The sequence below is a fragment of the Nocardioides humilatus genome (assembly GCF_008373755.1).
In the GTDB taxonomy this organism is placed as follows: domain Bacteria; phylum Actinomycetota; class Actinomycetes; order Propionibacteriales; family Nocardioidaceae; genus Nocardioides; species Nocardioides humilatus.
This window is the reverse complement of record NZ_VUJV01000001.1, coordinates 164,032-188,938: the sequence shown is the minus strand read 5'-3', so window position 1 is coordinate 188,938 and position 24,907 is coordinate 164,032. Positions and strand designations below refer to the sequence as shown.

Sequence of the window (24,907 nt, the reverse complement as noted above, 5' to 3'; positions counted from 1 at the left end):
GTCGCCGTGCTGAAGCCTGTAATCACCCTGCCGATGCAGCTGGCCCATCGTGCGTCCCAGGAGGCGATCTACGCGTCCTGGGCCTTCCGCCGAGGCGTGATTGGTCTCGATCCGCCGTGGGTCGTCGCTCAGATCGGCGCTGCGATGTGGCGTCACGGCATGCTCGGGGGCATCCCGGCGATCGCCGCGCTGCGGCACGGTCGTGACCAGGCCGCGATCATCGACGAGCTCGGGACGATGACCTACGGCGAGCTCAACGACGCCGTCAACGCGCTCGCCAACCACTGGAAGTCCAAGGGCCTCGGCCCCGGTGACGGCGTCTCGATCCTCGCGCGCAACCACCGTTGGTTCCTGGTGGCGACCTACGCCGCTGCGCGCTGCGGCACGCGCATCGTGCTGCTCAACACCGACTTCGCCGGCCCGCAGATCCGCGACGTCGCGGCGCGGGAAGGCACCGACTTCCTCGTCCACGACGACGAGTACGGCGACCTGCTCGCCGGCGTCGAGACCCGACTCGGCCGGCTCCGGGCGTGGACCGACGACGCCGAGACCGGTGACGACACCGTCGCCGGCATCGTCGCGCGCGGCGACACCTCGCCCGCACCGCGGGCCGGTCAGGACCCGAAGGTCGTGCTGCTCACCAGCGGCACCACCGGCACGCCGAAGGGTGCGCCGCGTGCCGAGCCTCGCTCGCTGGCGCCCATCGGCGCGTTGCTGTCGAAGGTGCCGTTCGAAGCCAAGGGCACGATGGTGCTGCCCGCGCCGATGTTCCACACCCTCGGCTTCGCTCAGGCGCTCCTCAACGGGTCACTCGGCGCGACCCTGGTCATCCGGCGCCGTTTCGATCCCGCTTCGGTCTTGCAGGACCTGTCCGAGCACCAGGCCACCGGCATGGTGTGCGTGCCGGTGATGCTGCAGAAGATGGTCGAGCTGGGGGAGGACGCCTTCGCTGAGGCCGACCTCTCCCACCTGACCGCGATCTTCGTCGCCGGCTCCCAACTGGGCGCCGAGCTGGCGGTGCGCTCGACCGCGCTCTTCGGTCCCGTCCTGCACAACATGTACGGCTCGACCGAGGTCGCCTACGCGACCATCGCGACGCCCGAGGACCTCGGGGCCGAGCCCGGCTGCGTCGGCCGTCCGGTCATGGGCGCGACCGTTGTGATCTACGACAACGACGCCAACGAGGTCCCCGCCGGCACCACGGGACGGATCTTCGTCGGCAACGACTTCCAGTTCGAGGGCTACACCGGAGGCGGTGACAAGGACCGCATCAACGGCCTGATGTCCACCGGGGACGTCGGCCACTTCGACGCTGCGGGCCGCCTCTTCATCGACGGCCGCGACGACGACATGATCGTGTCCGGCGGCGAGAACGTCTTCCCCGGCGAGATCGAGGAGCTCCTCTTCGGCCACGACGCCGTCCGCGAGGTCGCGTGCATCGGCGTGGCGGACGAGCGCTTCGGGCAGCGGCTGCGCGCGTTCGTCGTACTCAATGATGGCGCGGAGCTGACCGCCGACGAGGTGAAGTCCTACGTCGGCAGCAACCTCGCGCGCTACAAGACACCGCGCGACGTGGTCTTCCTCGACGAGCTGCCGCGCAACCCCACCGGCAAGGTGCTCAAGCGGAAGCTGGCTGAGCTGCCCGTGTGAGCGCATCGACAGGCGTCCGGGGCTGCTTCTCGGCGTCACTCAGGATGCGCTGGACCTCCGCGTTGCGCTCGGTGCGGCGGTCCGCGATCGGGTTCACCAGACCGCGCAGCGCCGAGTAGGCGGTCCAGCGGCGCGGCGCGATGATGCGCGGCGCGCGACTCTCGATGCCGGCGACGACCGCCGCGGCAGCCACGGAGGGCTGGAGCTTCCTCAGCAAGAAGGCCGGGAAGGTGGCGATGAAGCGCTCCGCGATCGAGTCCGCGAAGGCGTCCTGGGTCATCGCGGTGTCGATGAAGCCGAAGTAGGCGACGCTGGCCGATGCTCCGTGCTGGGCCAGTTCGCCGCGCAGCGCTCGGCCGAACTGCTCGACGCCGGCCTTGGACATCGCGTAAGGGGCCATCAGCACGCCGTTGATGAACGCGTAGATCGATGCCGTAACCACCACGTGCCCGCCGTTGGCGATGACGTGCGGAAGGGCGGGGCGGACGGTGCGGTAGACGCCGAGGAGGTTGACGTTGATGACACGCTCGAACTCGGCGGGGTCCATGGTGCGCGTGGTCGCGACCCGCGGCGCGATGCCGGCATTGGCGACCACGATGTCGAGCCGACCGAACCGCTCGACGACCTCCGCGACGACCGACTCCATCGCGGCTGTGTCGGTGACGTCGGCGCCCAGTCCGATGGCGCGGCCCCCGAGCTCGGCTGCCGCCCGTTCGGTGGCCTCGGGGTCGAGGTCGACGAGGGCCACCCGCGCGCCGCGCTCGCAGAGCTGACGTGCGGTCTCGAGACCGATGCCGCGGGCGGCTCCGGTGACCAGGGCGACCCTGTCGTTGATCTCGTAGGTGGTCATCAGCCGACCTGCCTCTCGTTGTTGCTGTGGGCGCCGGCGAGGGTCCGGGCGAGGAAGTCGACCTGGTCAGCGAGGGCGCGCTGCTGCCACTCGCCGGCGTAGACGTCGAAGTGGTCGACGGGGTAGGTGAGCGTTTCGGCGTAGGTGCCCGCCCTCTCGGCTGCCCGACGGGCGGCGGCAGGTGGTGCAACGCCGTCGCGCTCGCCGATCTGGACGAGGAGGGGCGTGCGGAGGCGAGTGGCGAACCGGGTCGGACGGTTGAGCGAGACTTCGAGGGCGGCGCGCGCGCAGACCTCGTTGCGCCACGTCGGGCCCGCGACCGCGGTGTAGCCCGTGAGCGCTCCGGGCGCGGTGATCATCGCGGTCGAACCGGGCTCACCGACCACGGGCAGGAGGTGCGGCTTGCGCCCGAGCACCGACCTGGCGGCGTCGCGCACGCCGTGGACCACGAGCCTGGCGAGGGTGATCGGGTGGTGCTTCGCGACGGCCAGCAGCGCGGCCAGGCCGTCCATCGCCGGGGTCAACGACAGGAGAGCGGCGATGCGCCCGTCGGCGACCGCCACCGGCACGATGTGCCCGCCGGAGTAGGACGTGCCCCAGAGCACGATCCGCTCGGGGTCAACGCCGTCGAGCTGTCGGGCGGCGCTGATCGCCTCGTGGTAGTCCGTGCGCTGGCGCCGGTAGGAGACCCGCTGACGGGGAGTGCCGTCGGAGTCCGCGAAACCGCGGTAGTCGAAGAGCAGTACGTCGAGCCCGGCCGCGGCGAAGCCCTCGGCGTAACCGAGGAGGCCGGTGTCCCGGGTGCCGCCGAATCCGTGGGCCATGACCACGCACGGTCGGCCGTCCGGGCTGCCGAAGGCGGCGCTGTCGCTGGTCGCGGGCAGGTGCCAGGCCGCGCAGCGGACGCCCTTGCTGGTGAAGCTGAGCTCGCGTCGTTCGGTCATGGGGCGACGGTATGCCTGCGTCAGCAATGGTGAATACGTGCGGGCGCCAACTCTTCCCTTCTCATCATGGGCGTGGGCACACTGGCGCTGTGGATTCGGAGATGGCTCAGTTGATGAGCGCGGTCGCGGAGCGAATGTCGCTCGACGAGGACGCGATCGTTCGCGAGATGGACGAGAAGATGCTCGAGCTGGTGCCGGAGTTCGCCGCTGACGCCGCGATCTCGGCCGAGATGAGCGCGAGCAACCGAGCCAACCTGCACCGTTTCCTGACGGTCGCACGCCACGCAGACTCCCCGCCGCCACCGGACGTGCCGCCGGAGGCGCTCGACATCGCGCGGACCGTCGTACGTCGTGGCATCGAGCTGGATGCGATCTTCCAGGCCTACCGGTCCGGTCAGCAGATCGGGTGGCGTCGGTGGCTCGAGTACGCCGCGATCGTCGTCGGACCGGGTCCCCGGTTCGCGGAGGTCCTGGATGCCTCGCTCGCTCTGCTCTTCCAGTACGTCGACGACGTCCTCGGTCGCGTGATCGCCGAGGCCCAGCGGGAACGCGAGGCGGTCCTGGGCGGTGCGCTCGCGCGACGTACGGAGACCGTTCGTCTCGTCCTCGACCAGGCGCCGATGGACCAACGCACCGTAAGTGACCGCCTCGGCTACGACTTGTCGCGACGGCACACGGCGCTCGTCCTCTGGGCCGACTCCCGCGCTCAGCAGGGTGCGCTCGAGTCGGCCGCCGAACTCCTCGCCCGAGCGGCCGGGACCCGCCGGCCCTTGATCATGGTCGCGGGCGCCTCGACGCTGTGGGTCTGGATGGGCACCGACGTCGAACCGTCGACCGCCGACCTACGGAGTGCGTTTGCGGCCACGCCCGCCGACCTCCGTGCTGCGATGGGGCCGAGTGAACGCGGCATCGAAGGTTTCCGGCACTCCCACGAGGCGGCCGTCGGCGTGCACCGGCTCCTCGCCGGCCAGGTCGACGGAGAGCGGTTCGCGACCTTCGCCGAGTTGGAGGTCGTCGCCCTCGCGGCGCAGGACGAGCGCCGGGCGGCCGAGTTCGTCGGCGCGACGCTGGGTCCGCTCGCGGTCGACGACGCCAACGCGGCCCGGCTCCGCGAGTCGTTGCGGGTGTTCCTGGAGGAGGCGGACAACGCGCCGCGGGCGGCGGCCCGCCTGCACACCCACCGCAACACCGTCCTACAGCGGATCGCTCGTGCAACCGACCTGCTCGGCCATGACGTGGGGGAGCGCCGTCTCGCGCTCGCGCTTGCGCTCGAGCTCGCGCACCGCCTCGGTCCGCGGGTGCTGACTCGACCTACGTAAGGGCGGTCGCACATAGCCATAGCCGATTGCTAGGCCGAAGCACATTGGCCTCCGGCGCCGTTGCACCCACGCTTCTTGCATGACCACATCGCACTTCGACGTCCTGATCATCGGCGCGGGCCTGTCGGGCATCGGCACCGCCTGCCAGCTCTCCAGCGAGTTCCCCGACAAGACGCTCGCCGTGCTCGAGCGCCGCGAGCGGCTCGGCGGCACCTGGGACCTCTTCACCTATCCCGGCATCCGCTCCGACTCCGACATGTTCACGTTCGGCTACAAGTTCCGCCCGTGGCACGACACGAAGGTGCTCGCCCCGGGCGCCTCAATCCGTGAGTACATCGCAGACACGGCGCGCGAGTTCGGCATCGACGAGAAGATCCACTACGGGGTGAAGATCGTCGGGGCCGACTGGTCGAGCGCCGAGAACCTCTGGACGGTGACGGCCCTCCACGAGGCGACGGGGGAGACGCGCACCTACACCTGCGGCTTCCTGATCAGCTGCACCGGCTACTACAACTACGACGCCGGCTACCTCCCGTCCTTCCCGGGCGAGGAGCAGTACGAAGGTCAGCGCATCCACCCGCAGCACTGGCCCGAGGACCTCGACTACGCCGGCAAGAAGGTCGTCGTCATCGGGAGCGGCGCCACGGCGGTCACCTTGGTGCCGTCGATGGCCGGCACGGCCGAGCACGTCACGATGCTGCAGCGCTCGCCGTCGTACGTCTTCTCGGTGCCGGGCACGGACAAGATCTCCCAGGTGCTCGAGAAGGTGCTGCCCGACAGGCTGGTCTACAAGTTCGCGCGGCAGCGCAACATCGCGATCCAGCGGGGCCTCTACCTGGCCTGCCGGCGCTGGCCCAAGGCGATGCGGCGGTTCCTCCTGTCCCAGGTGCGCCGCAAGGTCGGTCCCGCCGTCGACATGCGCCACTTCACGCCGAGCTACATGCCGTGGGACGAGCGGCTCTGCGCGGTCCCGGACGGCGACCTGTTCCGCGTGCTGAAGTCCGGCGAGGCGTCGGTCGCGACCGGCCACATCGAGACGTTCACCAAGAACGGCATCCTGCTGAAGTCGGGCGAGCACCTGGAGGCGGACATCATCGTCACGGCCACCGGTCTCGACGTCCAGATGCTCGGGGGGCTCGACCTCACGGTCGACGGCGAGGCGCGGGCGCTGAGCAGCCAGCTGACCTACAAGGCGGTGCTCGTCGAGGACATCCCCAACCTGGCCTGGATCTTCGGCTACACGAACGCACCGTGGACCCTGAAGTCCGACATCGCGGGTGAATACCTGATCCGGCTCTTCCGGCACATGGAGCGCAACGGACATGCGGTCGTCACGCCTCGCGACGCCGACGGCTCGCGGCTGGACAGCGGCATGGTCGACGGGCTGCAGTCCGGCTACGTGCAGCGTGCCAAGGACACCTTCCCGCGGCAGGGATCGACGAGCCCGTGGAAGGTGCTCATGCACTACGGCAAGGACTCGAAGATGCTCGTCGAGGACCCGGTCGACGACGGCCTCCTGGAGTTCGCGACGCCCGCCGTCGTTGCGGGCGCGGCGGTCCTCGCACACTGACACTCGTCGGTCGACGTGGTGCACGACACACGCGGATCCCCTGATCGGAGCATGTCGGTCAGGGGTAAAGCGTCCTACCGTCGGTCCAGGACTCTCGGGCTGACCATGGGGACGACCGATGAACCTTCAGCTCACCTCAACCCTTCGCCGCAGTTCCACCGCGGCCATTGCTGTGTTGGCAGCCGCGGCCGGCCTCGTGGCCACGCCGTCACCTGCCGAGGCCAAGGCCTACACGTCGATGACCGTCACCTGCTCTCCGTCGATCAAGGAGGGGCAGACGGGTATCTGCGCGTTCAACGTCACCAGCAGCATCGGCGTCGCGCCGACCGGCGTCGTGAAGGTCTCAGCACCCAAGGGTGAGCTGACGCCGGAGGAGTGCACGCTGCAGCAGATCACCACCGACGAGAGCACCTGCCAGGTGGCCTACACCCCGAAGGGGAACGGGTCGGACACGCGTCAGGACAAGGTCACCGGCAAGTACAAGGGTGACGACCTCCATGCGCCGCCGAGCTACCGTCCGAGCACGTCCACCTCCATCAGCGTGACGCCCCGACGAGAAGCGAGCCTCGTCGGCCTGAGCTGCGGCGACGCCATCACGGCCGGCGGCGAGGGCATCTGCAGCATCGTGATGGATTCGGAGTCCTTCGAGGTCCCGACGCCGAGCGGCACGGTCCAGTTCAAGACATCGCGGCAGGTCGGTCTGGTCGAGTCCGAGTGCTACCTCTTCCCCTCCTTCCCTGGTGTGGTTGCCTGCTCGGTCGGTTACTCGCCCGTCGGAGGCGGATCGCCCGGACGGCGCGACAAGATCACCGCGACCTACCTCGGCGATGAGAACTATCGCCCGTTCAAGGCGTCGGTGCGCGTCCGCGTGCCGAAGAACTCCGACGGCTGAGGATGCGTGGCGCAGAACACATCGGGATCATCCGGATGGGTCATGCCGGTTGAAGTAAAGCGTCCTACCGTCGATCCAGGACTCTCGGGCTGACCATGGGGATGACCGATGAACCTTCAGTTGGCACCAACGCTTCGCCGCAGCTCCGTCCTGGCCGTTTCGCTGATCGCGGCGGCAGCCGGCCTCGCCGTGACGGCGGCGCCGGCCCAGGCGGCCAAGGAGTTCACGACGATCACCGTCACGTGTTCGGAGTCGATCCAGGAGGGTCACTCGGGGCTGTGCGCGTTCAACGTGTTCGGCGACACCGCACCGACCGGCACCGTGAAGATCTCATCGTCCAAGCCAGGCGGGCTGAGCTGGTCGACGTGCGAGCTGCAGGTGATCACGCCGACCGAGAGCACTTGTGGCGTCGTCTACACCCCGCAGGGTGAGGGCTCGGCCACCCGGAGGGACAAGATCACCGGCAAGTACACCGGTGACAGCACCCACCGGCCGACGAGCTACACCTCGTTCAACTACGCCTACATCAACGTGCCGCCCCGACGGGAGACGCACCTCTACCTCCTGACGTGCGGCTACTCGGTCCCTGCCGGAGGCGAGACCCTGTGCACGATGATCCTGTCCGTCGACGGTGACGACCCCGGCCACCCGACCGGGACGGTCAAGTTCAAGTTCCCGCGGCAATTCGGTTTGCCGGGCCCGACCTGCGACGTCGTCACCGTCCCTGATCCGAGCATCGTCGGTTGCACCGTCCACTACACGCCCTTCGGCAACGGCTCGAACTCTCGTCAGGACACGATCACCGCGTACTACAGCGGCGATCCCGACCACCGGCCGCTCAAGGCATCGGTCAAGGTCAAGGTGATCGGCAACCCTGACGACTGACGCGCTCGCGCTCCGGCCGGTGCGGGATCAGGGGTTCATCGCGTAGGCGTCCGCCAGCGAGACGATCTCGTCCCACACCCGGCCGAAGCGCTCGGCGTCGACCACCGGCTTGCGGATCGCCGACATCGCCCACTCCTGCTGGGCGAGCGTCGAGGAGTCCTTGCCGTGCATCGTGATGCAGCCGCGGGAGAAGTCCTTGATGAGGACACCGAAGATCGCGTCGATGATGTCGGGCTCGATGTCGCGGAGCTTCGCCTGCTCGAGGATGCCCTGGCCGTAGACGATGAGCGCGAAGATGTCGCCGAGGGCGAGCAGGAAGTCCATGTCCTGCTGTTGCTCCGCGTCGGGAGCGGCGGTCATCAGCAGCTGGGTGAAGAGCTCGGCCTGCTCGGTGAAGACGGCAACGTTGGGGATGTCCTGGGCCGCCGCGTAGGCCGCACGCCAGTCGTGGAAGCGGACCTTGCCGAGGCCGCGCGTCGGGCCCTGGCGGAAGAGGAAGTCGTCGTCCTTCGCGCCCTGCACGGTCGGCACCTCGGGCATCTCCTCGGGCAGGAAGAGGTAGGCCGGCATGAACTTCATGACCAGCCCGAGGTTGATCGCGACCGTGCCCTCGAGCCGGGGGAGGCAGGTGGTGTCGTATTTGGCGATCGCGATGAAGTTGTCCTTCTCGAAGCCCTTCGCCGCGACGATGTTGCCGAGCTGGACCATCACCTTCTCGCCCTCGTCGGTCACCTTCATCTTGGTGACGGGCACGTAGAGCAGGTAGCGGCGGTCGTCCGGGCTCGCCGTACGGAAGTAGTCGATGGCGCGGTCGCCGAACAGCTTCATCGCGATGAGGCGGCAGTAGGAGTCGACGAACGTCTCGCGGATGTGGGCCATCGCGGTGACCGGCTTGCCGTAGAGCACCCGGTTGTGGGCGTGCTTGATCGAGTCGTAGAGGCCGTGCGTGCACAGGCCGATCGCCCCGAAGCCGAGGTTGAACTTGCCGACATTGACGGTGTTGAGCGCCGCGCTGAAGGCGTCGTCGCCGCGGTGCAGGATGTCGGCCTCGCTGACCGGGTAGTCCTCGAGCCGGAACTCGGAGACGTAGTTCTGGTTGGGCACCACGTTCTGGACGAGGTGGTACGCCGGGTGGCTGCTGTCGGCGTAGAAGAAGACGTACTGGTCCTGGCCCTCGACGCCGTCGATGCGGCCGAAGACCGACACGGTGGAGGCGACGTTGCCGTTGCCGATGTAGTACTTGCCGCCGGTGGCCAGGAAGGTGCCGTCGGCCTGCGGGGCCAGCACCATGTCGCTGGAGTAGATGTCGGCGCCGTGGTCGCGCTCGGACAGACCGAAGGCCGCGACGCCACCGGCGTCGAGAGCGGCCGCGGCGCGCGCCCGGGCGCCGTCGTTGCCGCTCTGCCAGACCGGTCCGAGGCCGAGGCAGGTGACCTGCCACGGGTACCAGTAGGAGAGGCCGTAGAACCCGAGCAGCTCCGACATCGCCGCGACCCGAGCGGTGTCCCATCGCTTGTCGGCGTCACCGTCGGCGTCGCGCGCCGGGGTCATGAAGGTGGCGAAGACCTTCTCCTTGGCGACGAAGTCGAGGAAGTCGTCGTACCAGGCCTTCGAGTGATAGTCGTCGACGAGCTTGGCCAGGCCGCGGGTCTCGAAGTGCTCAACCGTCGCGGTCAGCAGCCTCCGGGTCTCGGCATCGAACTGCGGGTCGTAGGTGCGGGGGTTGATCAGCAGGTCCTTGGCTGAGAGCGCCATCGTGTGTCTCCTCGGTCGGCTTCGGCCCACCTTCCTACACCGGTGCAGCAACCTCATCCGTGGGCGGGTGAAAATCCCAGTCCGTGGTCGGCTCTGGGCGGCGGACCCGGCGCCGCCGCCACGTCACGACCAGGAAGCCCAAGCTCACCGGGACCGCCGGACCGGTCAGCAGAGCGCCTCCGAACGCATCGGCGTCGCTGAATGAGATGGCGTAGACCTGCCAGAGGATCAACGTGGCCAGGGGCGCAGCGGCGAGCGCGAGGAGCATGGTGCGCCACTCGTCGGCAGCCGCGGGTCGACCGAGCCTGCGCGCGGCGAGGAGGTTCGTCGACGCAACGGCGACGGCGGCGACGAGTGCGACGATGCTCGTCGTGGTGACCCGGTCGAGCGAACCGAAGGCAGAACGGTACGACGCGCCGAGTCCTGCCGTTGCGACGGCTGCCGTCACCGCCATCGCGATGTCGAGACGTCGCCCGGGCAGCGGGCGGATGCCCGCGCTGCGGCGCTCCGTGTGGTCCATCCCGCGTGCAGCGAGGAAGGCGCCGAACGGCGCCCAGGTCGCGAGGAAGGCGGCGCCCGCGAGGTTGGTCTCGAGCTGGGTGCTGTCGGGCCAGGCGCTGCCGAGGACCAGGTAGGCGACCCGGAGCAGGGGTGCGGTCAGCAGCAGCGCGAAGGCGTAGGCCATCAGCGCTTGGTGCATAGCGATCTGACGCTGTCGTACGGCGGCGAAGCCGAGCACGATCGCGATGGTCGTGCCGATCGCGAGTGCCCAGAGCTGGAGATGGAACGCCGGCCCGTCGAAGGTGCCGTGCGGTCCGACGGCGAGCAGGTAGACCATCGCGCCCAGCATCCCGATCAGCGCGACGCTCAGCGCCACCCTGCCGAGGATCCGGTGGCGACGCAGGTTGCGGCGGAGCCGTGAGGAGAACTGGGCCGCGAAGAGCAGGATCGCCACGCCGCCCGTCGTCGTGTGGAAGAGCAGGGTCCATCGGTTGTCGGCGTAGCGCGTCGCCTCGACGGCATGGATCGAGCCGCTCCCGTAGGCCTCGTCGTGGTCGACGATTCCGGCGTAGGCGTGGTTCCAGAGCTCGGGGGATCCGGGGTGGAACAGGCGCCAGGTGTATTCGATCGCCATCGGTGCGTAGAACACGGCCAACGCGGTGATCGCCGCCCAGCCGACGAGGGCCGCGCGGTTCTTCATCGTGGTGCTCACGCTCAAGACCTCCGAATAACAGTTGTAATAACGAGTGTCATGGATACTTGGTCCCATGTCGAGTTCTGTGGGCGACGTCACCGCGGTCGGCGGCATGCGCGAGCGCCTCACCGAGGCAGCGGCCGCCCTGATTGCTACGGGTGGAGCAGCGAGCCTGAGCGCGCGCAAGGTCGCAGCGCGAGCCGGCACCTCGACGATGTCGGTCTACACGCACTTCGGATCGATGGAGGCGTTGGTGCTGGCGGTGGTCGAGGAGGGCTTCGCACGCCTCGCCCGTCGCTTCGCCGATCTTTCGGACCCGGATCCGGCCACGCACCTGGCGCTGCAGACCGTGGCCTACGTCGAGAACGCGAGGGACAACCCCGAGCTCTATGCCGTCATGTTCGGCGTGGCGCCGATGGGCGTCTATCGACCGGGCGCACCCGAACGCTTCGACCTGGGCCGCCGCGACACGCTGGACAGGGTCGCAGACGTGCTCGGCCGCGCTGTCGCCGAGGGGCGCGTGCGCGACGCCGGTGGCTCGGCCCTCGCCGTGCGGTGGTGGACGATCGTCCACGGCTACGTGCTGCTCGAGAGCGCCGGTTACCTCGAGCCGGTCCGCAGTGCGGAGCGGGTGCTCGGTCCGCTCCTCGTCGACCTCCTCGTGGGCGAGGGCGACGACCCGGGGCGCGCCGCCGAGTCGGTGCGCCGCGCGCTCACGCCCTGAGGCCTTCGTAGCTAGGTAGCTCCGGGCCTCCGACGGCGCGTTCGATGAGGGCGGTGAGGGCGTCCATGTCGGGCTCGGGCGGTTCGGATCCCGTGGCGGTGAGCATCTCTACGTGGAGGCGGCCCATCTCCTGGTTGGCCTCGACGTAGGAGCGCATCCGTTCCCGGTAGCCGGCGAAGCCGATCTCGGGGTCCCAGTCGGCTCCGGCGAGCTCGCCGGCCAGCAGGTAGGCGCCGACCAGGGCGAGCCCGGTGCCTGCGCCGGACATCGGGGACGCGCAGAACGCCGCGTCGCCGAGCAGGCCCACCCTGCCGACGTGCCAGTGGTCCATCACCACCTGGGCGACCTGGTCCAGGTAGAAGTCGGGAGTGTCGTCCAGGTGCGCCAGGATCTCGGACGTCCGCCACCCGAAGCCGGCCATCTCTTCACGCAGCAGCGCCTTCTGGGCGTCGATGTCGCGGTGGTCGATGTCGAAGGCGGGGGAGGGGAAGGACAGCATGGCGATCGCTCGATCGGTGTCACCGGCGGGTCGCAGGCCGGCCCAGCGTCCTTCTGCCTGGTAGTCGTACATCCAGCGGTCGATCCCGAACTCGTTGGGCACGGTGTAGAAGGCAAGCACGAGACCGAGGTGCCGGACGAACTGCTCGCGCCGCCCGAAGACCATCGACCGGAGCGGGGAGTGCAGCCCGTCGGCGCCGATGACGAGGTCGAAGCGCCGTCGACCGCCACTCGCGAAGGTCACGTCGACCCCGTCGGCGTCCTGGGTGAGCTCGCTGATGCGGTCGCCGAAGCCGTAGTCGACGCTGTCGCGGGTGTCGTCGTACAGGACCTGGGACAGGTCGCCGCGCAGGATCTCGATCTCGGAGATGTAGCCGTCGCCGCCGTCGTCCTCCGCCCGGAACGTCTCGAGCACGTTGCCGTCGGCATCGACGGAGTAGGCGCCGGCGGTGTCGGTGCAGGCCGCCCGCACCTCTGCGTCGAGGCCCATCCGCCGGATGACTTCCTTGGCCACCCCGCGCGCATCGACGGCCTGGCCGCCCGGTCGCAGCTCTGGTGCCTGCTCGACCACGGTGACCGTGGCACCTCGTCGCTGCAGCCAGTGCGCCAGCGCGGGGCCGGCGATGCTCGCGCCCGTCACGAGCACCTTGATGTCGCTCATCGTGTCTCCCGTTCGTCGATCGACCGTCGCGTGCTTCGACCGCCCGCGCGGGCGCTTCTCATCGGTCGACGTCGGTTCAGGCCAGCTCGGACAGGAGGGCCTCGACGCGCTTCTTGATCTCGTCGCGGATCGGGCGGACCGATTCGATGCCCTGCCCGGCGGGGTCGTCAAGCTTCCAGTCCTCGTAGCGCTTGCCGGGGAAGTAGGGGCAGGCGTCGCCGCAGCCCATCGTGATCACGACGTCGGAGTCCTGCACGGCCTCGGTAGTCAGCACCTTGGGCTGCGCGGTGGTGATGTCGATGCCTTCCTCGCGCATCGCCTCGACCGCCACCGGGTTGATCTGGTCGGCGGGCTGCGAGCCGGCGGAGAGGACCTCGATGCGGTCACCGCCCAGGTGTTGGAGGTAGCCCGCGGCCATCTGGGAGCGGCCGGCGTTGTGGACGCAGACGAACAGGACGGTCGGCTTGGTGGTGGTCATCGAGATTCCTCGGGGATGGGGTTGGCGGACGGGAAGAGCAGTCGTACGGCCGCGAGGGCGAGTGCGCCGCCCACGAGCTGCATGACGATGAACATCGGGACAGACGCCGGCTCGATGCCGGCGAAGGTGTCGGAGAACATCCGGGCGACGGTCACCGCCGGATTGGCGAAGCTGGTGCTGCTGGTGAACCAGTAGGCCGCGGTGATGTAGCCGCCGACGGCGAACGCGACGGTGTCGCTGCGCTGGGACCGCACGCACCCGAAGATGACAAGCACGAGGCCGAAGGTGGCGACGACCTCGCCCAGCCAGTGACCGCTGCTGGATCGGTCGGTCGAGGCGATAGAGATCGCGTCGAGCTCGAACATGAGGTTGGCGACGACCGCTCCGAGGAACCCGCCAGCGACCTGCGCGGTCACCAGAGCGACTGCGTCGCGGGTGCCGATCAGCCCCAGCGAACGCTCGACCAGGGTGACCACCGGGTTGAAGGCGGCTGAGACCGGCTGGAGAGCGAGGATCAGCGCGACCAGGGCGGCGCCGGTGATGAGGCTGTTCTCGAGCAGCTGGAGGCCGACGTCGTCGGGGGAGAGCCGCGTGGCGGCGATGCCGGAGCCGATGACGGCCATCACGAGGAACGCCGTACCGACGAGTTCGGCTGCGAACTTGCGTGCGACATCCGTGCTCATCGGGCGACGCCACCGATCAGCGCACCGAGATCGGCCAGGGCCTCGCTCTTGATCGAGTAGTAGACCCACACCCCGCGCTTGGTGCGGTCGAGCAGGCCGACCTCGTGGAGAACCTTGAGGTGGTGACTGATGGTCGGCTGCGACAGGTCGAAGGCGTCGTTGAGGTCGCACACGCACGCCTCGCCGTCGACGTGCGAGGCGACGAGCGACAGCAGCCGCAGCCGGACCGGGTCGGCCAGTGCCTTCAGGAGGGGCGCGATCCGCTCAGCCGCATCGCTCGACAGCGGCTGCTTCATCAGCGGCGAGGAGCACGCGACGGTCTCGACCGGCGTGAGCTCCAGCAAAGACTTCGACATGTGTCTATGTTGACAGTCGTCTATGTCTGCTGCCAACCGGGGGCCGCTCGTGGTTCGGTCAGCGCCGGTTCTCGTCGTGCAGATCCAGCCCCCATGCGACGCCCCACGCCACCGCGCCGACGATCAGCATGGCCAGGCCGATGGCGAAGAACGCCCACCCCGTCGCCAACGGACCGTTGTCCGTCACCATCCAGAGCCCGGCGAACAAGAGCACGACGCCGGGCAGGAGTACGGCCATGGGTGACGCCGGCGCCCAGCGGGCCTCCGTGTCAGAGGTGGTGGGGTTGGACGCGGGATCGGACATGGCCGAAGTTTGTCATCGGTCGACGAGCGAAAGTCGGCAGCCCCGCGTACCTCGAGCGGCAGTAGCCGGCGCCTGGCCTGGTGCTTTGATGTGCGCATGGCTCGGACCGCCACACGCTTGCTGTACCTGGCGCGCCACGCCGAGCCCGAGGAAGACGGTGCGGGACTGACGTCGAGCGGCGCGCGGCAGGCCGAGCATCTGGGCCGTCGCCTCGCATCCCTGCCGGTGGACCAAATCACGCACGGACCGCTCCCGCGTGCGGCCGTGACCGCGCGAGTCGTGGCGGCACAGTTCGAGCAGGGTCCCTCGCTGGTGGAGGAGGAAACTGCTGGCGACTACGTGCCTCACCTGCCGAGTCGTGACGAGGTACCCGATGCCTGGAGAGACCTGGTCGCGTCGTTCCTGGCGGACGTCTCCCCGGACGAGGGGTCCGCGGGCGCGCGTCTCGGAGCGCGGGCGATCGACCTGCTGGCCGGTCCGGCGGTGGATGGACGGCCGCCCGTTGATGTCGTCATCACCCACGCCTTCACGATCGGGTGGTTGGTGCGACACGCGCTGGACGCCCCTGCCTGGCGCTGGTTTCCCCCCAGCCAGTGCCACGCGGGACTGACGGTGATCCGCTATGAACTCGGAGCGCCCCCATCGGTGGTCGTTGCCAACGACATGACCCACCTGCCGGCGGATCTCCGGTGGACGGGGTTTCCGGACCGCCTCCGCCTGTGAGCAGCCTGCTCGACTCAGCGAGGTGTGACGGTGACTGCGATCGATGAGGCGCCGGCCTGCTGGCGTACGACGAGCACCGGCGCGTCCGCGACGGAGACGACCTGCCCGCCGGTGACGGTGACGTCGTAGCCGGCGTCGTAGACACGTGTCGGCAGGGCGATCCGGGTGAGTGAGCCGGCGGCGAAGCTGCCCAGTCCGCGGACCTTCTTCGTCGTCCACGAGGTCGTGAACTCTCCGGTCGCGCGGTCGAAGTGCCAGGCGGTCGGGGTGCCGGAGACCACCAGCGGGTGCGGCGTGACGATCGCGTCGAGCTTGGCCTCGTCGAGGTTGTCGCCGGTCGGCGGCTGGCTCGGGTCGCGGACCAGGGACTGCTCGTCGCCGGGGCCGGTCGTGGTGGGGTCGAAGCCGGTGTAGGCCCAGTACTGCCAGCCCCAGCGGTGCTCAGCGGCGCGGTCGACCATCTCGGTCAGCACCTTGGTGTCGGTGGTCGCGCCGAACTCGGTCAGCAGGGGAGTGTCGCCGGTGCGCTTGAGCTGCGCCTCGGTGTTGGCCCACACCAGGTTGTCGAAGACGTTGCAGCTGATGTCCTGCACTGGCGTGCCCTCGAGGCCGAGATCCGCGGTCAGGCAGTAGTCGTGGAACGAGAAGCCGAGGCGGGGACCGCGCGGTGTCAGCGAGGTCCGCACGCCGTTGTTGAAGAGCACGTGGGGCTCGTAGAAGATCGGCGTCCGCGCATCGACGGTCCGGATCTGGTCGATCACCCGCTGCGAGAAGGCCTGCAGCTTCTTGTCGAAGCCGCGGCAGCCCAGCGGGTTGACGCACTTCGGGAAGGACGTGCCCGGCCACGGCTCGTTGAAGAGGTCGAATCCCATGACGCCCGGCGTCGCGAGGAAGTACGACGCCACGTGGGCCCACGCCGCTGCGTAGTGGTCCTGCAGGCCGATGCCGTCAGGTGCGGGGGAGTTGGCCCAGAAGTGGTCGAAGGCTCGGTTCAGCGCGAGCTGTCCGAAGTAGTTGTAGGGGAAGCCGAGCTGCGGCTCCGCGGGCAGGCCGTCGTCCTGGACCGCCCAGTCGGGTGCGCCCTCGCCCTGGAAGCGCTCGTGGAAGAGGTCCTGGTGGAAGTCGAGCAGCACCCAGATGCCGTGGGCGGCCAGGAGCTCGGTCGTGGCGCGGATGCGGGAGAGGTAGGCGTCGTCGTACTGACCCGGCTCGGGCTCGACGGCCTTCCAGATCAGGCCCAGCCGCACCGTCGTGAAGCCCTGGTCGACGAGGAACTGCGCGTCGTCGGCGTCGAAGCCGATCTCGTCGGGGGCGTAGGGAGGGAGCTTGTAGACCATGTTGACGCCGTGCAGCACCAGCGCCCGGCCCTGCGGGTCCAGCAGGAATCGCCCGGAGGGGGTCGGGCGGGGATCGGGTGCTGCAACGGCGTCGGAAATGTGCGTCGGCGCCGCCGCGGTCGCCGCTGTGCTCCCGGAAGCTCCGGGCGCGGCAGCGAGCGCGGTCAGGAGAACAGCAGAGATCACAGCGGGGAGCAGTCGCACAGCAGGACAAACGACCTATTGGCCGTTGCGTCACGCCTACTCGGTCGCGAGGAACGCCTCGTAGTAGCGGAGCGCGAGCTCGGTCTCGGTCGGCGCGTCGTAGGCGCGCCGACCGAGCAGCTCCTCGGCCTGGTTGACCCGGTAGCGCACGGTGTTCTTGTGCACCGTCAGTCGGGTCGATGCCTCGTCGACGCTGCCGGAGGTGAGCAGGGCGCTCAGTGTCTGCCGCAGCCGGGACGTCGTCTCGCCGGGGTCGGCGAGCGGCCCGAGGGTGCGCAACACGAAACGTCGTGATGCTTCGGGGGAAGCCGACATCACCGCCAGCACCTCGACGTCGGCGAAGAGGGTCAGTGCCGCGGGCGACACCATCGCGAAGGCGACCCGCTGTGCCTCCTGCGCCTCCTGGTGGCTCTGCCGGAAGCCGGCGAGCCCTTCGCTCGGCGAGCCGACCGTGGCGGACAGGCCACGCTCGGCGAGCCAGGGCGCCGAGTCGCGCAGCTCGGCGACGTCGGGCGCCTGCCGGGTGCCGAACCAGCACCACAGGTCGCGTCCACCCGGGTGTGCGATGAGGGGCCGGGTGCCGATGACGCGCGCCAGCTCGTTGGCGGCGACCGTGAGGTCGGGGACCGCCTCGAAGTCCTCGGTGTGCAGCAGCAGCGCGGTGTTGAAGCCGGACAGCGGGTGGCCGCCGAGCCGAGCCGACAGCTCCTTGGGGTCGCTGCCATCGCCGCTGAGGATGTCGCGCACCGCATCGATGCGCTGCGCATCGGCGCCTTGGCGCACCCGGTCCTGCTCGCCCTGGAAGATCTCGACCGAGGCCTCGACCGACGCGTCGAGCCAGGTGCTGGCCCGGCCCCAGAACAGCACCAGCACGTCGGCCGGATCGACGTCGTGACCCTGGGCCGACTCGGTGACGGTCGTGACGTAGTCCCACACCGCCTGCTGGGCCACGCGGTAGACCCGGAAGAGCACCGGGAGCGGGTAGCGCCGCCGGGCGAGCTCGGCCGCGATCTCCGCGGCGGGCCGCACCATCCGGTGGGTGGGCTCGGGGTTGCTCAGGCTGTCGAGGAACGCCAGCCACTGGGTCCGCACGGTCTCGGCGACCAGGCGCGACAGTGCCGGGTCGTCAGCGACCTCCGGGTTCTCCGCGAGGGTCGGCTTCGCGACCCGCTCGACCCAGCCCTCGAGCGCAGCGGGCAGGGACTCGCGAGCGACGAACGCGGCGATCCATGCCTCCATGGCGGACCGGTCGGACGGCATCGTTCCCCTCTCGTTGGGAGCAAGGTAGCGGTTAGGCGGGCCGTTGTGCGGCTGCCCAAATCACTCCCGGGATGTTGGTTCTGAGGCACGAGTCACGATGGCGCCCGCTCTTCCAGACTTGTCGACATGAACCAGGCGCTCTCCACCTTCGTCCCGCTCTTCGCTTTCATGCTGCTCCCCGTGTGGATCCCGATGCTCGCGATCTCCCTCGGCTGGGTGGTCGACCAGTTCTCGCGCAAGGACGGCGACACCGTCACCGCTCGGGTCGTGGCCGCCAAGGAGCACTCGCGCACCCGCCACGCCCTGCACGTGCCCGAGGTCGGACCGTCCGGCGCCGTGCTCGCCGACGCTGCCTGATCGACCCGCTGACCAACCTGCTGATCGAACCATCCGCCGGCCCCGCCGGCGACTAGTTGACAACGCACGTGCTCAGTTAGTCTGAGCGGGTGCGCGACGCTCCCGACTTCGACATTCGTGACCACATCCCGGGTCCCGCAGGCTTCCTCGGCTCCGCGGCCAACGTGATCATGCAGTTGGGCTGGCCCGAGGTCGGCTACGGCGTCGTCGAGAGCAAGGTCGACCACGGCAACGTGATGCTGCACCCGTGGAAGCGGCTGCGCACCACGATCAGCTACCTCGTCGTCGCTCTCTTCGGCAACGACGCCGACCGGGCGGCGTACCGGGAAGCCGTCAACCGCTCGCACGTGCCGGTGCGCTCGGGCCCCGACAGCCCGGTGAAGTACAACGCGTTCGACCCGGCCCTCCAGCTGTGGGTGGCCGCCTGCCTCTACGTCGGCGTGCGCGACATGCGGCTGGCCTTCCTCGGTCCGCTGACGGACTTCGAGGAGGAGGCCCTCTACTCCTACTGCAGCCGGCTCGGCACCTCCCTGCAGGTGCAGGAGGACCAGTGGCCCGCGGACCGCGAGGCGTTCGAGAAGTACTGGGCCGAGGGCCTGGCCCGGGTGCAGTACGACGAGCCGGTGCGCCAGCACCTCCTCGCCATCGTCGACCTCAAGATGATCCCCCGCTGGATGCGCTGGGGGAACGCCTCGATCAACCGCCTGGGCACCGCCGGCTTCCTGCCGCCGGAGTTCCGCGAGGCCATCGGCATCGACTGGACCGACAAGGACCAGCGCCGCTTCGACCGGCTGATCAAGCTCGGTCGTTTCGGCTCGCGGCTGCTCCCGCGCTGGGCGCGGATGCTGCCGGTGCGACTCCAGCTCGCCGAGGTCCGGTTCCGGATCAAGCGCGGCTGGCGGCTGACCTGACCTTGGTGGAGATCAGACCATCTTGCGGAGCTGGTTGGTCGCCCGCATCGTCGCGATGACCGTCCCCTGACCGTCGACGATCTCGGTCTCCATCACGAAGTTGGACTTGCCGGTCTCCAGCGCCTCGGCGCGGACCCGGTCGATCTCCTCGGGCGTGATCGTGCCCCGCGCCTGCACGTCGCCGAGGCCGGGACGCAGGTAGTTGATCTCCGCGGTCTTCACCAGCGGCACGTAACCGGCCAGCTCGCCCTCGAGGTCGAACGAGGCCCGCGGCACGATCCCGCCGAGCACCTCGCAGGCGGTGAAGAGCGAGCCGGCGTAGAGCACGCCGAAGTGGTTGCCGTTGGGCGCCGCGGGGAGCTCGACCGTCGCGTGGCCGGGGCCGGCGTCGACGACGCGGATGCCCATGTGGCCGAGGATCGGGATGAGCTGGTGCATGGCCTGGGTCTCGGCCTCGAAGTTCGTCATCGATCTTCCTTCTGTGCTCGGAGGGCGTGGTCGGTGATCTCGCCGATGAAGGCGGGCCACAGGGGTTGGGGGAAGTCGTGGCCCATGCCGGGGTAGGTGACCAGGCGCGCGCCGGGCACGGCTGCGGCGGTCTGGTGGCCGCCGTCGACCTGGATCAGCGGGTCCTCCTCGCCGTGGAGCACGAGGGTCGGGATCGCCAGCTCGCGCAGGCCGGGGCGTCGGTCACGGGAGGCGATGACGGCGGCGAACTGCCGCACGACGCCCTTCGGATCATTGCTGCGCCGGTAGGACTCCTCGGCGGTCGCGCGGAGCCAGGCCTCGTCGGTCGGGTAGCCAGGCGACCCGACGACGGCGTAGGTCTCGACCGCGCGATCCGAGGCCTCCACAACGGTCTTGGCCGACGGAGACAAGAGGGCGGCGATCGCCTCGGGCGTCGGCTCGCCCACGTTGGCCGACGGCGTCGACATGATCGACGTCAGGCTGATGACCCGCTCGGGGTGCCGCAGCGCGACCTCCTGGGCGATCATCCCGCCCATCGAGAAGCCGACGACGTGGACGCGGTCGAGGTCGAGTGCGTCCAGCAGCGCGGCGACGTCGTCGGCCATGTCGCCGAGGAGGTACGGCGCCGTCCGGGTCGCGCCCGGCGTCAGGTCGACCTGCGGCAGCTCGGCATCGTGGAAGTGCGTCGACAGCCCGACGTCACGGTTGTCGAACCGGAGCACCTGGAAGCCCTCGTCGGCGAGGCCCTGGCAGAAGCCGTCCGGCCAGCCGAGCATCTGGGTCGCGATGCCGGCGATGAGGACCACGGTGGGGTCGTCGGGGGACCCGAAGGTCTCGTAGGCGATCGAGACCGGTCCGGCGTCCACGAGCGTCGGCTGCTTCATGGCAGCACCTTGCCAGTACTACTGTCACGATGGACAGGCACCCCACTGTTTGAGAAGACACTGCGAGAAACGGCACTGTGAGAAAGAGGCATCGATGAAGGCGTGGCAGGTCGCGGAGCTCGGTGAGCCCGCTGAGGTGATGACCCTGGTCGACGTGCCCGCGCCCGAGCCGGGGCCGAAGCAGGTTGTCGTACGGGTGCTGGCAGCCCCGGCGAACTTCCCCGACGTCTTGATGTGCCGCGGGCTCTACCAGGTGAAGCCGGACCTCCCGTTCACGCCGGGCGTCGAGCTGTGCGGCGAGGTCGTCGCGATCGGCGCCGAGGTCACCCAGCACGCCGTCGGCGACCGCGTCGTCGGCGCGAGCACGATGCCCTACGGCGGCTTCGCGGAGCTCGCGCTGATGGACGAGCCGCTCGCGTTCCCCGCGCCGGACTCGCTCGACGACGGCCAGGCCGCGAGCCTCTACATCGGCTACCAGACCGGCTGGTTCGGCCTTCACCGTCGCGCCCAGATCAAGGCGGGGGAGACGCTCCTGGTCCACGCGGCGGCGGGCGGAGTCGGCAGTGCCGCCATCCAGCTCGGCAAGGCAGCCGGCGCCCGGGTGATCGGGGTCGTCGGTGGTCCGGAGAAGGCCGAGGTCGCGCGCGTCCTCGGTGCCGACGTCGTGATCGACCGCCACCAGCAGGACTTCGTCGAGGTCGTGAAGGCCGAGACCGGCGGCCGCGGCGCCGACGTCATCTACGACCCCGTCGGCGGCGAGACCTACGCGCGCTCGACCAAGTGCATCGCGTGGGAGGGCCGGATCCTGATCATCGGGTTCGCCGGCGGCGAGATCCAGTCGGCCGCGCTCAACCACGCGCTGATCAAGAACTACGCGATCGTCGGCCTGCACTGGGGCATGTACAACCTCTTCGACCCGCCCGCGGTCCAGGAGTGCCACCGGGCGCTGACGGAGCTCGCCGATCAGGGGCTCATCAATCCGCTGGTGAGCGAGCGACTTCCGCTCGAGGACGTCGCCGCCGGCGTCCAGCGTCTGGCGGACGGCGCGACCGTCGGCCGGGTCGTCTACCAGGCCAGCTCGACGACGTAGACCGCGACGCCGAGGGCGGCGCACAGCCCGAGTGTGCGCATCGGACCCCACCCTCGCTTGAACATCACGACGAGGGCGACACCGGTGATCCCGAACGCGACCGGGTCCCACGACGAGAGCACGGGCAGGTCGAGGTGGACGGGGCCCTCGTCGACCGAGCGCGCCTTGTCGAAGAGGTTGTGCAGCGCGAAGAAGACGGCGAGGTTGGCGATCACGCCGACCACCGCTGCCGTGACGCCGGTCAGGGCGGCAGCGAGGTGGCGGTTGTGGCGGAGCCGTTCGACGTACGGCGCGCCGAGCAACACGAAGAGGAAGCACGGCACGAAGGTCACCCAGGTGACCAGCAGTGACGCCAGGACGGCCGCCACCCACGGGTCGAAGCTGCCGGGATGGCGGTAGGCGCCGACGAAGGCGACGAACTGGACAACCATGATCAGCGGTCCCGGGGTGGTCTCCGCGAGCGCGAGGCCGCGCACCATCTCGCCGGGGGCGAGCCAACCGTAGACGCTCACGGCCTGGTGGGCGACGTAGGAGAGCACCGCGTAGGCGCCACCGAACGTCACCACTGCGGCGCCCGAGAAGAACAGGCCCTGGTCGACGAAGACGTCGGTGGAGTCGACGAAGACCGCGAACGCCGCCACGGGCGTGAACCACAGGACGAGGCCGAAGGTCAGGATCAGCAGCGAGCGTCGCCGCGAGGGCAGCTCGTGGTGGAGGGCGTCGTCACTGATCAGCGGCGCCGGTCCGTCGGTCGCCGCGCCGTGGCCCGAACCTCGCGCGATCGACGGCATACAGCGTCCGAGCAGCCACCCCACGATGCCCGCGCCGAGGATGACGAGCGGGAAGGGGACGGAGAAGACCGTCAGTGCCAGGAAGGCGCCGAGGGCGATGGCGACGAGCACTCGGTGGTCGAGGGCACGCTTGGCGATCCGCTGGATCGCCGACACCACGATCGCGATCACGGCGGGTGCGACCCCGGCGAAGATCGCGGAGATGAAGTCGGTCTCGCCGAACCTCACGTAGATCGCCGAGAGCGCCATCAGGGCGATCACGCCGGGCAGCACGAACAGGCTGCCCGCGATCATCCCGCCTCGGGTGCCGTTGAGCAGCCAGCCGGTGTAGATCGCGAGCTGCTGGGCCTCGGGGCCGGGGAGCAGGGTGCAGAAGTTGAGGGCGTGCAGGAACCGCTGCTGCCCGATCCAGCGCTTCTCGTCGACGAGCTTGTGCTGCATCACCGCGATCTGGCCCGCGGGTCCGCCGAAGGTCTGCAGCGAGATGGCGAACCAGGCCTTGGTCGCCTCCCGCAGCGGGATCACGTCGTTGACGGCTTCTTCCTTCGGTCGTAGTCGTTCAGGAACGCGTGGATCTCCTGCCACGTCGTCTGGGGAGCCTGGGTGCCGGTCAGCACGCCGAGGTGGCCGCCCGGCGCGACCGGGAGACGTACGTCGGGCGAGCCGGTCAGGAGCGTCCCGACATGGTGCGCGGCGGCTTGAGGGACGAGGACGTCGGTCTTGCCGGCGATGTTCATCACCGGGACCGTCACCTTCGCCAGGTCGATGAGGTGCGTGGGGCCCTGGATCTTGCCGGTGGCGAGCTCGTTGCGCAGTGCCATCCGTTGGTAGACCTGCAGGGTCGCCCGGCCCGGGTAGGCGAGCATGTTGTTCATGACCACGTCGACGGCCTGGATCTGACCGAGGAACTCGCGGTCCTCGCGGCGGTTCCACAGCGTGCGTGGCTTCTTGAGGTAGGTCGGCAGCGCGGTCGCCTTGAAGCCGATGCTGACCAGGGGAGCCGGCACCGACCCGGCGGCCTTGAGGGCCGTGCCGATGATCCGGCCGTCGGTCAGCTTGCCGATCGCGCGGATCGGGGCCAGCGTCGGGATCTTCGAGGTGTCGAACGGGCTCGCGACCATCGCCACGGAGCGGATCGGCAGGTCGTCGTAGATCGACGTCGTCGCGATCGAGAGCAGGCCGCCCATGCACCAGCCGATCAGGTGCACGTCCTTCCCACCGGCGTCCTCCGACACCTTGCGGATGGCGGGCGGCAGCACGTCGTTGACGAAGTGCTCGATGCCGACCTTGCGGTCCTCGCCGGTCAGCGGGCCGTAGTCGACCAAGTAGGTGGGGCGGCCCTGGTTGACCAGTTCCTCGGCCAGCGACAGCCCGCGGCGCAGGTCGAAGCACGAGGCCTGCGCGCCGAGCGGCGGCACGAGAAGGACGGGCAGGCCTTTCGATCGCACGCCCTTGGCCTTGGCGTAGCGGTGCAGCTCACGGGTGCGGCCGGTGTCGATGATCTCGGACGGCTGCCGCGTCGTGTCGGCGATGCCGCCCTTCACCAAGAAGTCCCACAGGTTGACGACCGACTGCCGTCGCACCTGCATCGGGCGCTTCGGGTCGAGCACGCCACGCTTGCGCACGTCTTGCGTCATCGGTCACCTCCGGGAGCGGGTCGCGCTCATTGTGTCGGAAGCGTGGCGCGACGTCAGCGACGTGGCGAGAGTGCTTCGGCGAGTGACTCGAGGATGCCGGGCACCAGGCTGAAGTAGGCCCACTTGCCGCGCTGCTCGCGCTCGACGAGCCCGGCCTCGGTGAGCACCTTCATGTGGTGGGAGATCGTCGGCTGCGCGAGCCCGATCGGCGCCGTCAGGTCGCAGACGCAGGCCTCCTGGCCCGAGGACGCGGCGATGAGGGAGAGGAGCTTGACCCGGTTGGGGTCGGCGAGGGCCTTGAACATCCGGGCCAGCGACTCTGCGGAGGCGTCGTCGATCCGACCGCCCGTCGCGGGCGCGCAGCACGAGGCGAGGTCGGGAAGGACAGGCAGCTCGGTCGGCATGGTTCTGATCCTACCAACGTATTGACATTTGTCGATGTGAGGCTAAGGTTCCTGTCATATCGATTAGTATGAATATG

General features: G+C 69.3%; 26 protein-coding genes. 10 read left to right on the top strand and 16 right to left on the bottom strand.

Going from position 1 to position 24,907, the window contains the following annotated elements:
- The first annotated feature begins 6 nt into the window (after positions 1-6).
- Positions 7-1,650 carry an acyl-CoA synthetase gene (locus F0U44_RS00915; RefSeq protein WP_223163536.1) on the top strand — a complete coding sequence of 548 codons (1,644 nt, stop codon included), beginning with the start codon at positions 7-9 and terminating at the stop codon, positions 1,648-1,650.
- Here F0U44_RS00915 and F0U44_RS00910 read toward each other — a convergent pair.
- Positions 1,619-2,500 (bottom strand): short-chain dehydrogenase/reductase, encoded by an 882-nt coding sequence (locus tag F0U44_RS00910; protein WP_149726397.1) that lies wholly within the window; start codon positions 2,498-2,500, stop codon positions 1,619-1,621. The genes F0U44_RS00915 and F0U44_RS00910 overlap by 32 nt on opposite strands.
- Positions 2,500-3,444 carry an alpha/beta hydrolase gene (locus F0U44_RS00905; RefSeq protein ID WP_149726396.1) on the bottom strand — a complete coding sequence of 315 codons (945 nt, stop codon included), beginning with the start codon at positions 3,442-3,444 and terminating at the stop codon, positions 2,500-2,502. Before F0U44_RS00905 ends, F0U44_RS00910 begins: the two co-directional genes overlap by 1 nt.
- A gap of 101 nt (positions 3,445-3,545) precedes the next feature.
- Between F0U44_RS00905 and F0U44_RS00900 the strand changes: the two genes are divergently transcribed.
- The 4 genes from F0U44_RS00900 to F0U44_RS00885 all read left to right on the top strand — a co-directional run bounded on the left by F0U44_RS00900 (position 3,546) and on the right by F0U44_RS00885 (position 8,110).
- Positions 3,546-4,763 carry a PucR family transcriptional regulator gene (locus F0U44_RS00900; RefSeq protein ID WP_223163535.1) on the top strand — a complete coding sequence of 406 codons (1,218 nt, stop codon included), beginning with the start codon at positions 3,546-3,548 and terminating at the stop codon, positions 4,761-4,763.
- Between the two features lie 79 nt (positions 4,764-4,842).
- On the top strand, positions 4,843-6,333 hold the full coding sequence (locus F0U44_RS00895) for a flavin-containing monooxygenase (RefSeq protein WP_149726395.1): 1,491 nt from the start codon (positions 4,843-4,845) through the stop codon (positions 6,331-6,333).
- A 118-nt stretch (positions 6,334-6,451) separates the two neighbouring features.
- Positions 6,452-7,225 carry a hypothetical protein gene (locus F0U44_RS00890; RefSeq protein ID WP_149726394.1) on the top strand — a complete coding sequence of 258 codons (774 nt, stop codon included), beginning with the start codon at positions 6,452-6,454 and terminating at the stop codon, positions 7,223-7,225.
- A gap of 108 nt (positions 7,226-7,333) precedes the next feature.
- Positions 7,334-8,110 carry a hypothetical protein gene (locus F0U44_RS00885; protein ID WP_149726393.1) on the top strand — a complete coding sequence of 259 codons (777 nt, stop codon included), beginning with the start codon at positions 7,334-7,336 and terminating at the stop codon, positions 8,108-8,110.
- A gap of 27 nt (positions 8,111-8,137) precedes the next feature.
- Here the strand turns inward: F0U44_RS00885 and F0U44_RS00880 are convergent, their stop codons facing one another.
- Entirely contained in the window at positions 8,138-9,865 is a 1,728-nt protein-coding gene (locus F0U44_RS00880; RefSeq protein WP_149726392.1) for an acyl-CoA dehydrogenase family protein, read from the bottom strand.
- 34 nt (positions 9,866-9,899) lie between these two features.
- Positions 9,900-11,078 carry a DUF2306 domain-containing protein gene (locus F0U44_RS00875; RefSeq protein WP_188113250.1) on the bottom strand — a complete coding sequence of 393 codons (1,179 nt, stop codon included), beginning with the start codon at positions 11,076-11,078 and terminating at the stop codon, positions 9,900-9,902.
- A gap of 55 nt (positions 11,079-11,133) precedes the next feature.
- On the opposite strand from F0U44_RS00875, the gene F0U44_RS00870 reads away from it, so the two are divergent.
- Complete coding sequence (locus tag F0U44_RS00870; RefSeq protein ID WP_149726390.1) at positions 11,134-11,784, top strand: TetR/AcrR family transcriptional regulator; 651 nt, start codon at positions 11,134-11,136, stop codon at positions 11,782-11,784.
- On the opposite strand, the gene F0U44_RS00865 is transcribed toward F0U44_RS00870, so the two are convergent.
- From F0U44_RS00865 to F0U44_RS00845, 5 genes are all read right to left on the bottom strand, one after another.
- Positions 11,774-12,943 (bottom strand): FAD-dependent monooxygenase, encoded by a 1,170-nt coding sequence (locus tag F0U44_RS00865; RefSeq protein WP_149726389.1) that lies wholly within the window; start codon positions 12,941-12,943, stop codon positions 11,774-11,776. The genes F0U44_RS00870 and F0U44_RS00865 overlap by 11 nt on opposite strands.
- A gap of 76 nt (positions 12,944-13,019) precedes the next feature.
- Positions 13,020-13,421: an arsenate reductase ArsC gene (locus F0U44_RS00860; RefSeq protein WP_149726388.1), complete on the bottom strand. Its 402-nt coding sequence runs from the start codon at positions 13,419-13,421 to the stop codon at positions 13,020-13,022.
- The gene (locus F0U44_RS00855) at positions 13,418-14,104 is read right to left on the bottom strand and encodes an aquaporin (RefSeq protein WP_149726387.1); all 687 of its coding nucleotides are present in this window, start codon (positions 14,102-14,104) and stop codon (positions 13,418-13,420) included. The genes F0U44_RS00860 and F0U44_RS00855 overlap by 4 nt, the downstream gene beginning before the upstream one ends.
- Positions 14,101-14,460, bottom strand: coding sequence for an ArsR/SmtB family transcription factor (locus F0U44_RS00850; RefSeq protein ID WP_149726386.1), 360 nt, complete (start codon positions 14,458-14,460; stop codon positions 14,101-14,103). The genes F0U44_RS00855 and F0U44_RS00850 overlap by 4 nt, the downstream gene beginning before the upstream one ends.
- Positions 14,461-14,518: 58 nt before the next feature.
- Positions 14,519-14,764 carry a hypothetical protein gene (locus tag F0U44_RS00845; RefSeq protein ID WP_149726385.1) on the bottom strand — a complete coding sequence of 82 codons (246 nt, stop codon included), beginning with the start codon at positions 14,762-14,764 and terminating at the stop codon, positions 14,519-14,521.
- Positions 14,765-14,860: 96 nt separating this feature from the next.
- On the opposite strand from F0U44_RS00845, the gene F0U44_RS00840 reads away from it, so the two are divergent.
- On the top strand, positions 14,861-15,487 hold the full coding sequence (locus F0U44_RS00840; RefSeq protein ID WP_149726384.1) for a histidine phosphatase family protein: 627 nt from the start codon (positions 14,861-14,863) through the stop codon (positions 15,485-15,487).
- Positions 15,488-15,501: 14 nt separating this feature from the next.
- Here the strand turns inward: F0U44_RS00840 and F0U44_RS00835 are convergent, their stop codons facing one another.
- Together F0U44_RS00835 and F0U44_RS00830 are read right to left on the bottom strand one after the other, a co-directional pair.
- Complete coding sequence (locus F0U44_RS00835; RefSeq protein WP_149726383.1) at positions 15,502-17,010, bottom strand: cellulase family glycosylhydrolase; 1,509 nt, start codon at positions 17,008-17,010, stop codon at positions 15,502-15,504.
- Between the two features lie 54 nt (positions 17,011-17,064).
- Entirely contained in the window at positions 17,065-18,288 is a 1,224-nt protein-coding gene (locus tag F0U44_RS00830) for a PucR family transcriptional regulator (RefSeq protein ID WP_149726382.1), read from the bottom strand.
- 126 nt (positions 18,289-18,414) lie between these two features.
- Here F0U44_RS00830 and F0U44_RS00825 point away from each other — a divergent pair, with 126 nt between their 5' ends.
- Positions 18,415-18,645 (top strand): hypothetical protein, encoded by a 231-nt coding sequence (locus F0U44_RS00825; RefSeq protein WP_149726381.1) that lies wholly within the window; start codon positions 18,415-18,417, stop codon positions 18,643-18,645.
- An 89-nt stretch (positions 18,646-18,734) separates the two neighbouring features.
- On the top strand, positions 18,735-19,556 hold the full coding sequence (locus F0U44_RS00820) for an oxygenase MpaB family protein (RefSeq protein ID WP_223163534.1): 822 nt from the start codon (positions 18,735-18,737) through the stop codon (positions 19,554-19,556).
- A gap of 12 nt (positions 19,557-19,568) precedes the next feature.
- Here F0U44_RS00820 and F0U44_RS00815 read toward each other — a convergent pair whose 3' ends face one another.
- Both F0U44_RS00815 and F0U44_RS00810 read right to left on the bottom strand, forming a co-directional pair.
- Positions 19,569-20,024 carry a PaaI family thioesterase gene (locus F0U44_RS00815; protein ID WP_149726380.1) on the bottom strand — a complete coding sequence of 152 codons (456 nt, stop codon included), beginning with the start codon at positions 20,022-20,024 and terminating at the stop codon, positions 19,569-19,571.
- Positions 20,021-20,908: an alpha/beta hydrolase gene (locus F0U44_RS00810; protein WP_149726379.1), complete on the bottom strand. Its 888-nt coding sequence runs from the start codon at positions 20,906-20,908 to the stop codon at positions 20,021-20,023. Before F0U44_RS00810 ends, F0U44_RS00815 begins: the two co-directional genes overlap by 4 nt.
- Positions 20,909-21,002: 94 nt before the next feature.
- Here F0U44_RS00810 and F0U44_RS00805 point away from each other — a divergent pair, with 94 nt between their 5' ends.
- A complete protein-coding gene (locus tag F0U44_RS00805; RefSeq protein ID WP_149726378.1) occupies positions 21,003-21,998 on the top strand; it encodes an NADPH:quinone oxidoreductase family protein in 996 nt (331 codons plus the stop codon).
- Here the strand turns inward: F0U44_RS00805 and chrA are convergent.
- From chrA to F0U44_RS00790, 3 genes are read right to left on the bottom strand one after another with little or no spacing between them, the layout of a single operon-like run.
- Complete coding sequence (gene chrA / locus F0U44_RS00800) at positions 21,974-23,314, bottom strand: chromate efflux transporter (RefSeq protein WP_246160218.1); 1,341 nt, start codon at positions 23,312-23,314, stop codon at positions 21,974-21,976. The two genes, F0U44_RS00805 and chrA, sit on opposite strands and share 25 nt — an antisense overlap.
- Positions 23,311-24,426: an alpha/beta fold hydrolase gene (locus tag F0U44_RS00795; protein WP_149726376.1), complete on the bottom strand. Its 1,116-nt coding sequence runs from the start codon at positions 24,424-24,426 to the stop codon at positions 23,311-23,313. The genes chrA and F0U44_RS00795 overlap by 4 nt, the downstream gene beginning before the upstream one ends.
- A 53-nt stretch (positions 24,427-24,479) precedes the next feature.
- The gene (locus F0U44_RS00790) at positions 24,480-24,830 is read right to left on the bottom strand and encodes an ArsR/SmtB family transcription factor (protein WP_149726375.1); all 351 of its coding nucleotides are present in this window, start codon (positions 24,828-24,830) and stop codon (positions 24,480-24,482) included.
- Positions 24,831-24,907 lie beyond the last annotated feature (77 nt).

Coding starts and splice junctions, on each gene's coding strand:
- F0U44_RS00865 (WP_149726389.1), bottom strand. CDS start 12,943: ATGAGCGACATCAAGGTGCTCGTGACGGGCGCGAGCATCGCCGGCCCC.
- F0U44_RS00855 (WP_149726387.1), bottom strand. CDS start 14,104: ATGAGCACGGATGTCGCACGCAAGTTCGCAGCCGAACTCGTCGGTACG.
- F0U44_RS00870 (WP_149726390.1), top strand. CDS start 11,134: ATGTCGAGTTCTGTGGGCGACGTCACCGCGGTCGGCGGCATGCGCGAG.
- F0U44_RS00850 (WP_149726386.1), bottom strand. CDS start 14,460: ATGTCGAAGTCTTTGCTGGAGCTCACGCCGGTCGAGACCGTCGCGTGC.
- F0U44_RS00900 (WP_223163535.1), top strand. CDS start 3,546: ATGGCTCAGTTGATGAGCGCGGTCGCGGAGCGAATGTCGCTCGACGAG.
- F0U44_RS00840 (WP_149726384.1), top strand. CDS start 14,861: ATGGCTCGGACCGCCACACGCTTGCTGTACCTGGCGCGCCACGCCGAG.
- F0U44_RS00795 (WP_149726376.1), bottom strand. CDS start 24,426: ATGACGCAAGACGTGCGCAAGCGTGGCGTGCTCGACCCGAAGCGCCCG.
- F0U44_RS00860 (WP_149726388.1), bottom strand. CDS start 13,421: ATGACCACCACCAAGCCGACCGTCCTGTTCGTCTGCGTCCACAACGCC.
- F0U44_RS00830 (WP_149726382.1), bottom strand. CDS start 18,288: ATGCCGTCCGACCGGTCCGCCATGGAGGCATGGATCGCCGCGTTCGTC.
- F0U44_RS00805 (WP_149726378.1), top strand. CDS start 21,003: ATGAAGGCGTGGCAGGTCGCGGAGCTCGGTGAGCCCGCTGAGGTGATG.
- F0U44_RS00910 (WP_149726397.1), bottom strand. CDS start 2,500: ATGACCACCTACGAGATCAACGACAGGGTCGCCCTGGTCACCGGAGCC.
- F0U44_RS00825 (WP_149726381.1), top strand. CDS start 18,415: ATGAACCAGGCGCTCTCCACCTTCGTCCCGCTCTTCGCTTTCATGCTG.
- F0U44_RS00890 (WP_149726394.1), top strand. CDS start 6,452: ATGAACCTTCAGCTCACCTCAACCCTTCGCCGCAGTTCCACCGCGGCC.
- F0U44_RS00885 (WP_149726393.1), top strand. CDS start 7,334: ATGAACCTTCAGTTGGCACCAACGCTTCGCCGCAGCTCCGTCCTGGCC.
- F0U44_RS00905 (WP_149726396.1), bottom strand. CDS start 3,444: ATGACCGAACGACGCGAGCTCAGCTTCACCAGCAAGGGCGTCCGCTGC.
- F0U44_RS00895 (WP_149726395.1), top strand. CDS start 4,843: ATGACCACATCGCACTTCGACGTCCTGATCATCGGCGCGGGCCTGTCG.
- F0U44_RS00790 (WP_149726375.1), bottom strand. CDS start 24,830: ATGCCGACCGAGCTGCCTGTCCTTCCCGACCTCGCCTCGTGCTGCGCG.
- F0U44_RS00880 (WP_149726392.1), bottom strand. CDS start 9,865: ATGGCGCTCTCAGCCAAGGACCTGCTGATCAACCCCCGCACCTACGAC.
- F0U44_RS00810 (WP_149726379.1), bottom strand. CDS start 20,908: ATGAAGCAGCCGACGCTCGTGGACGCCGGACCGGTCTCGATCGCCTAC.
- F0U44_RS00815 (WP_149726380.1), bottom strand. CDS start 20,024: ATGACGAACTTCGAGGCCGAGACCCAGGCCATGCACCAGCTCATCCCG.
- F0U44_RS00845 (WP_149726385.1), bottom strand. CDS start 14,764: ATGTCCGATCCCGCGTCCAACCCCACCACCTCTGACACGGAGGCCCGC.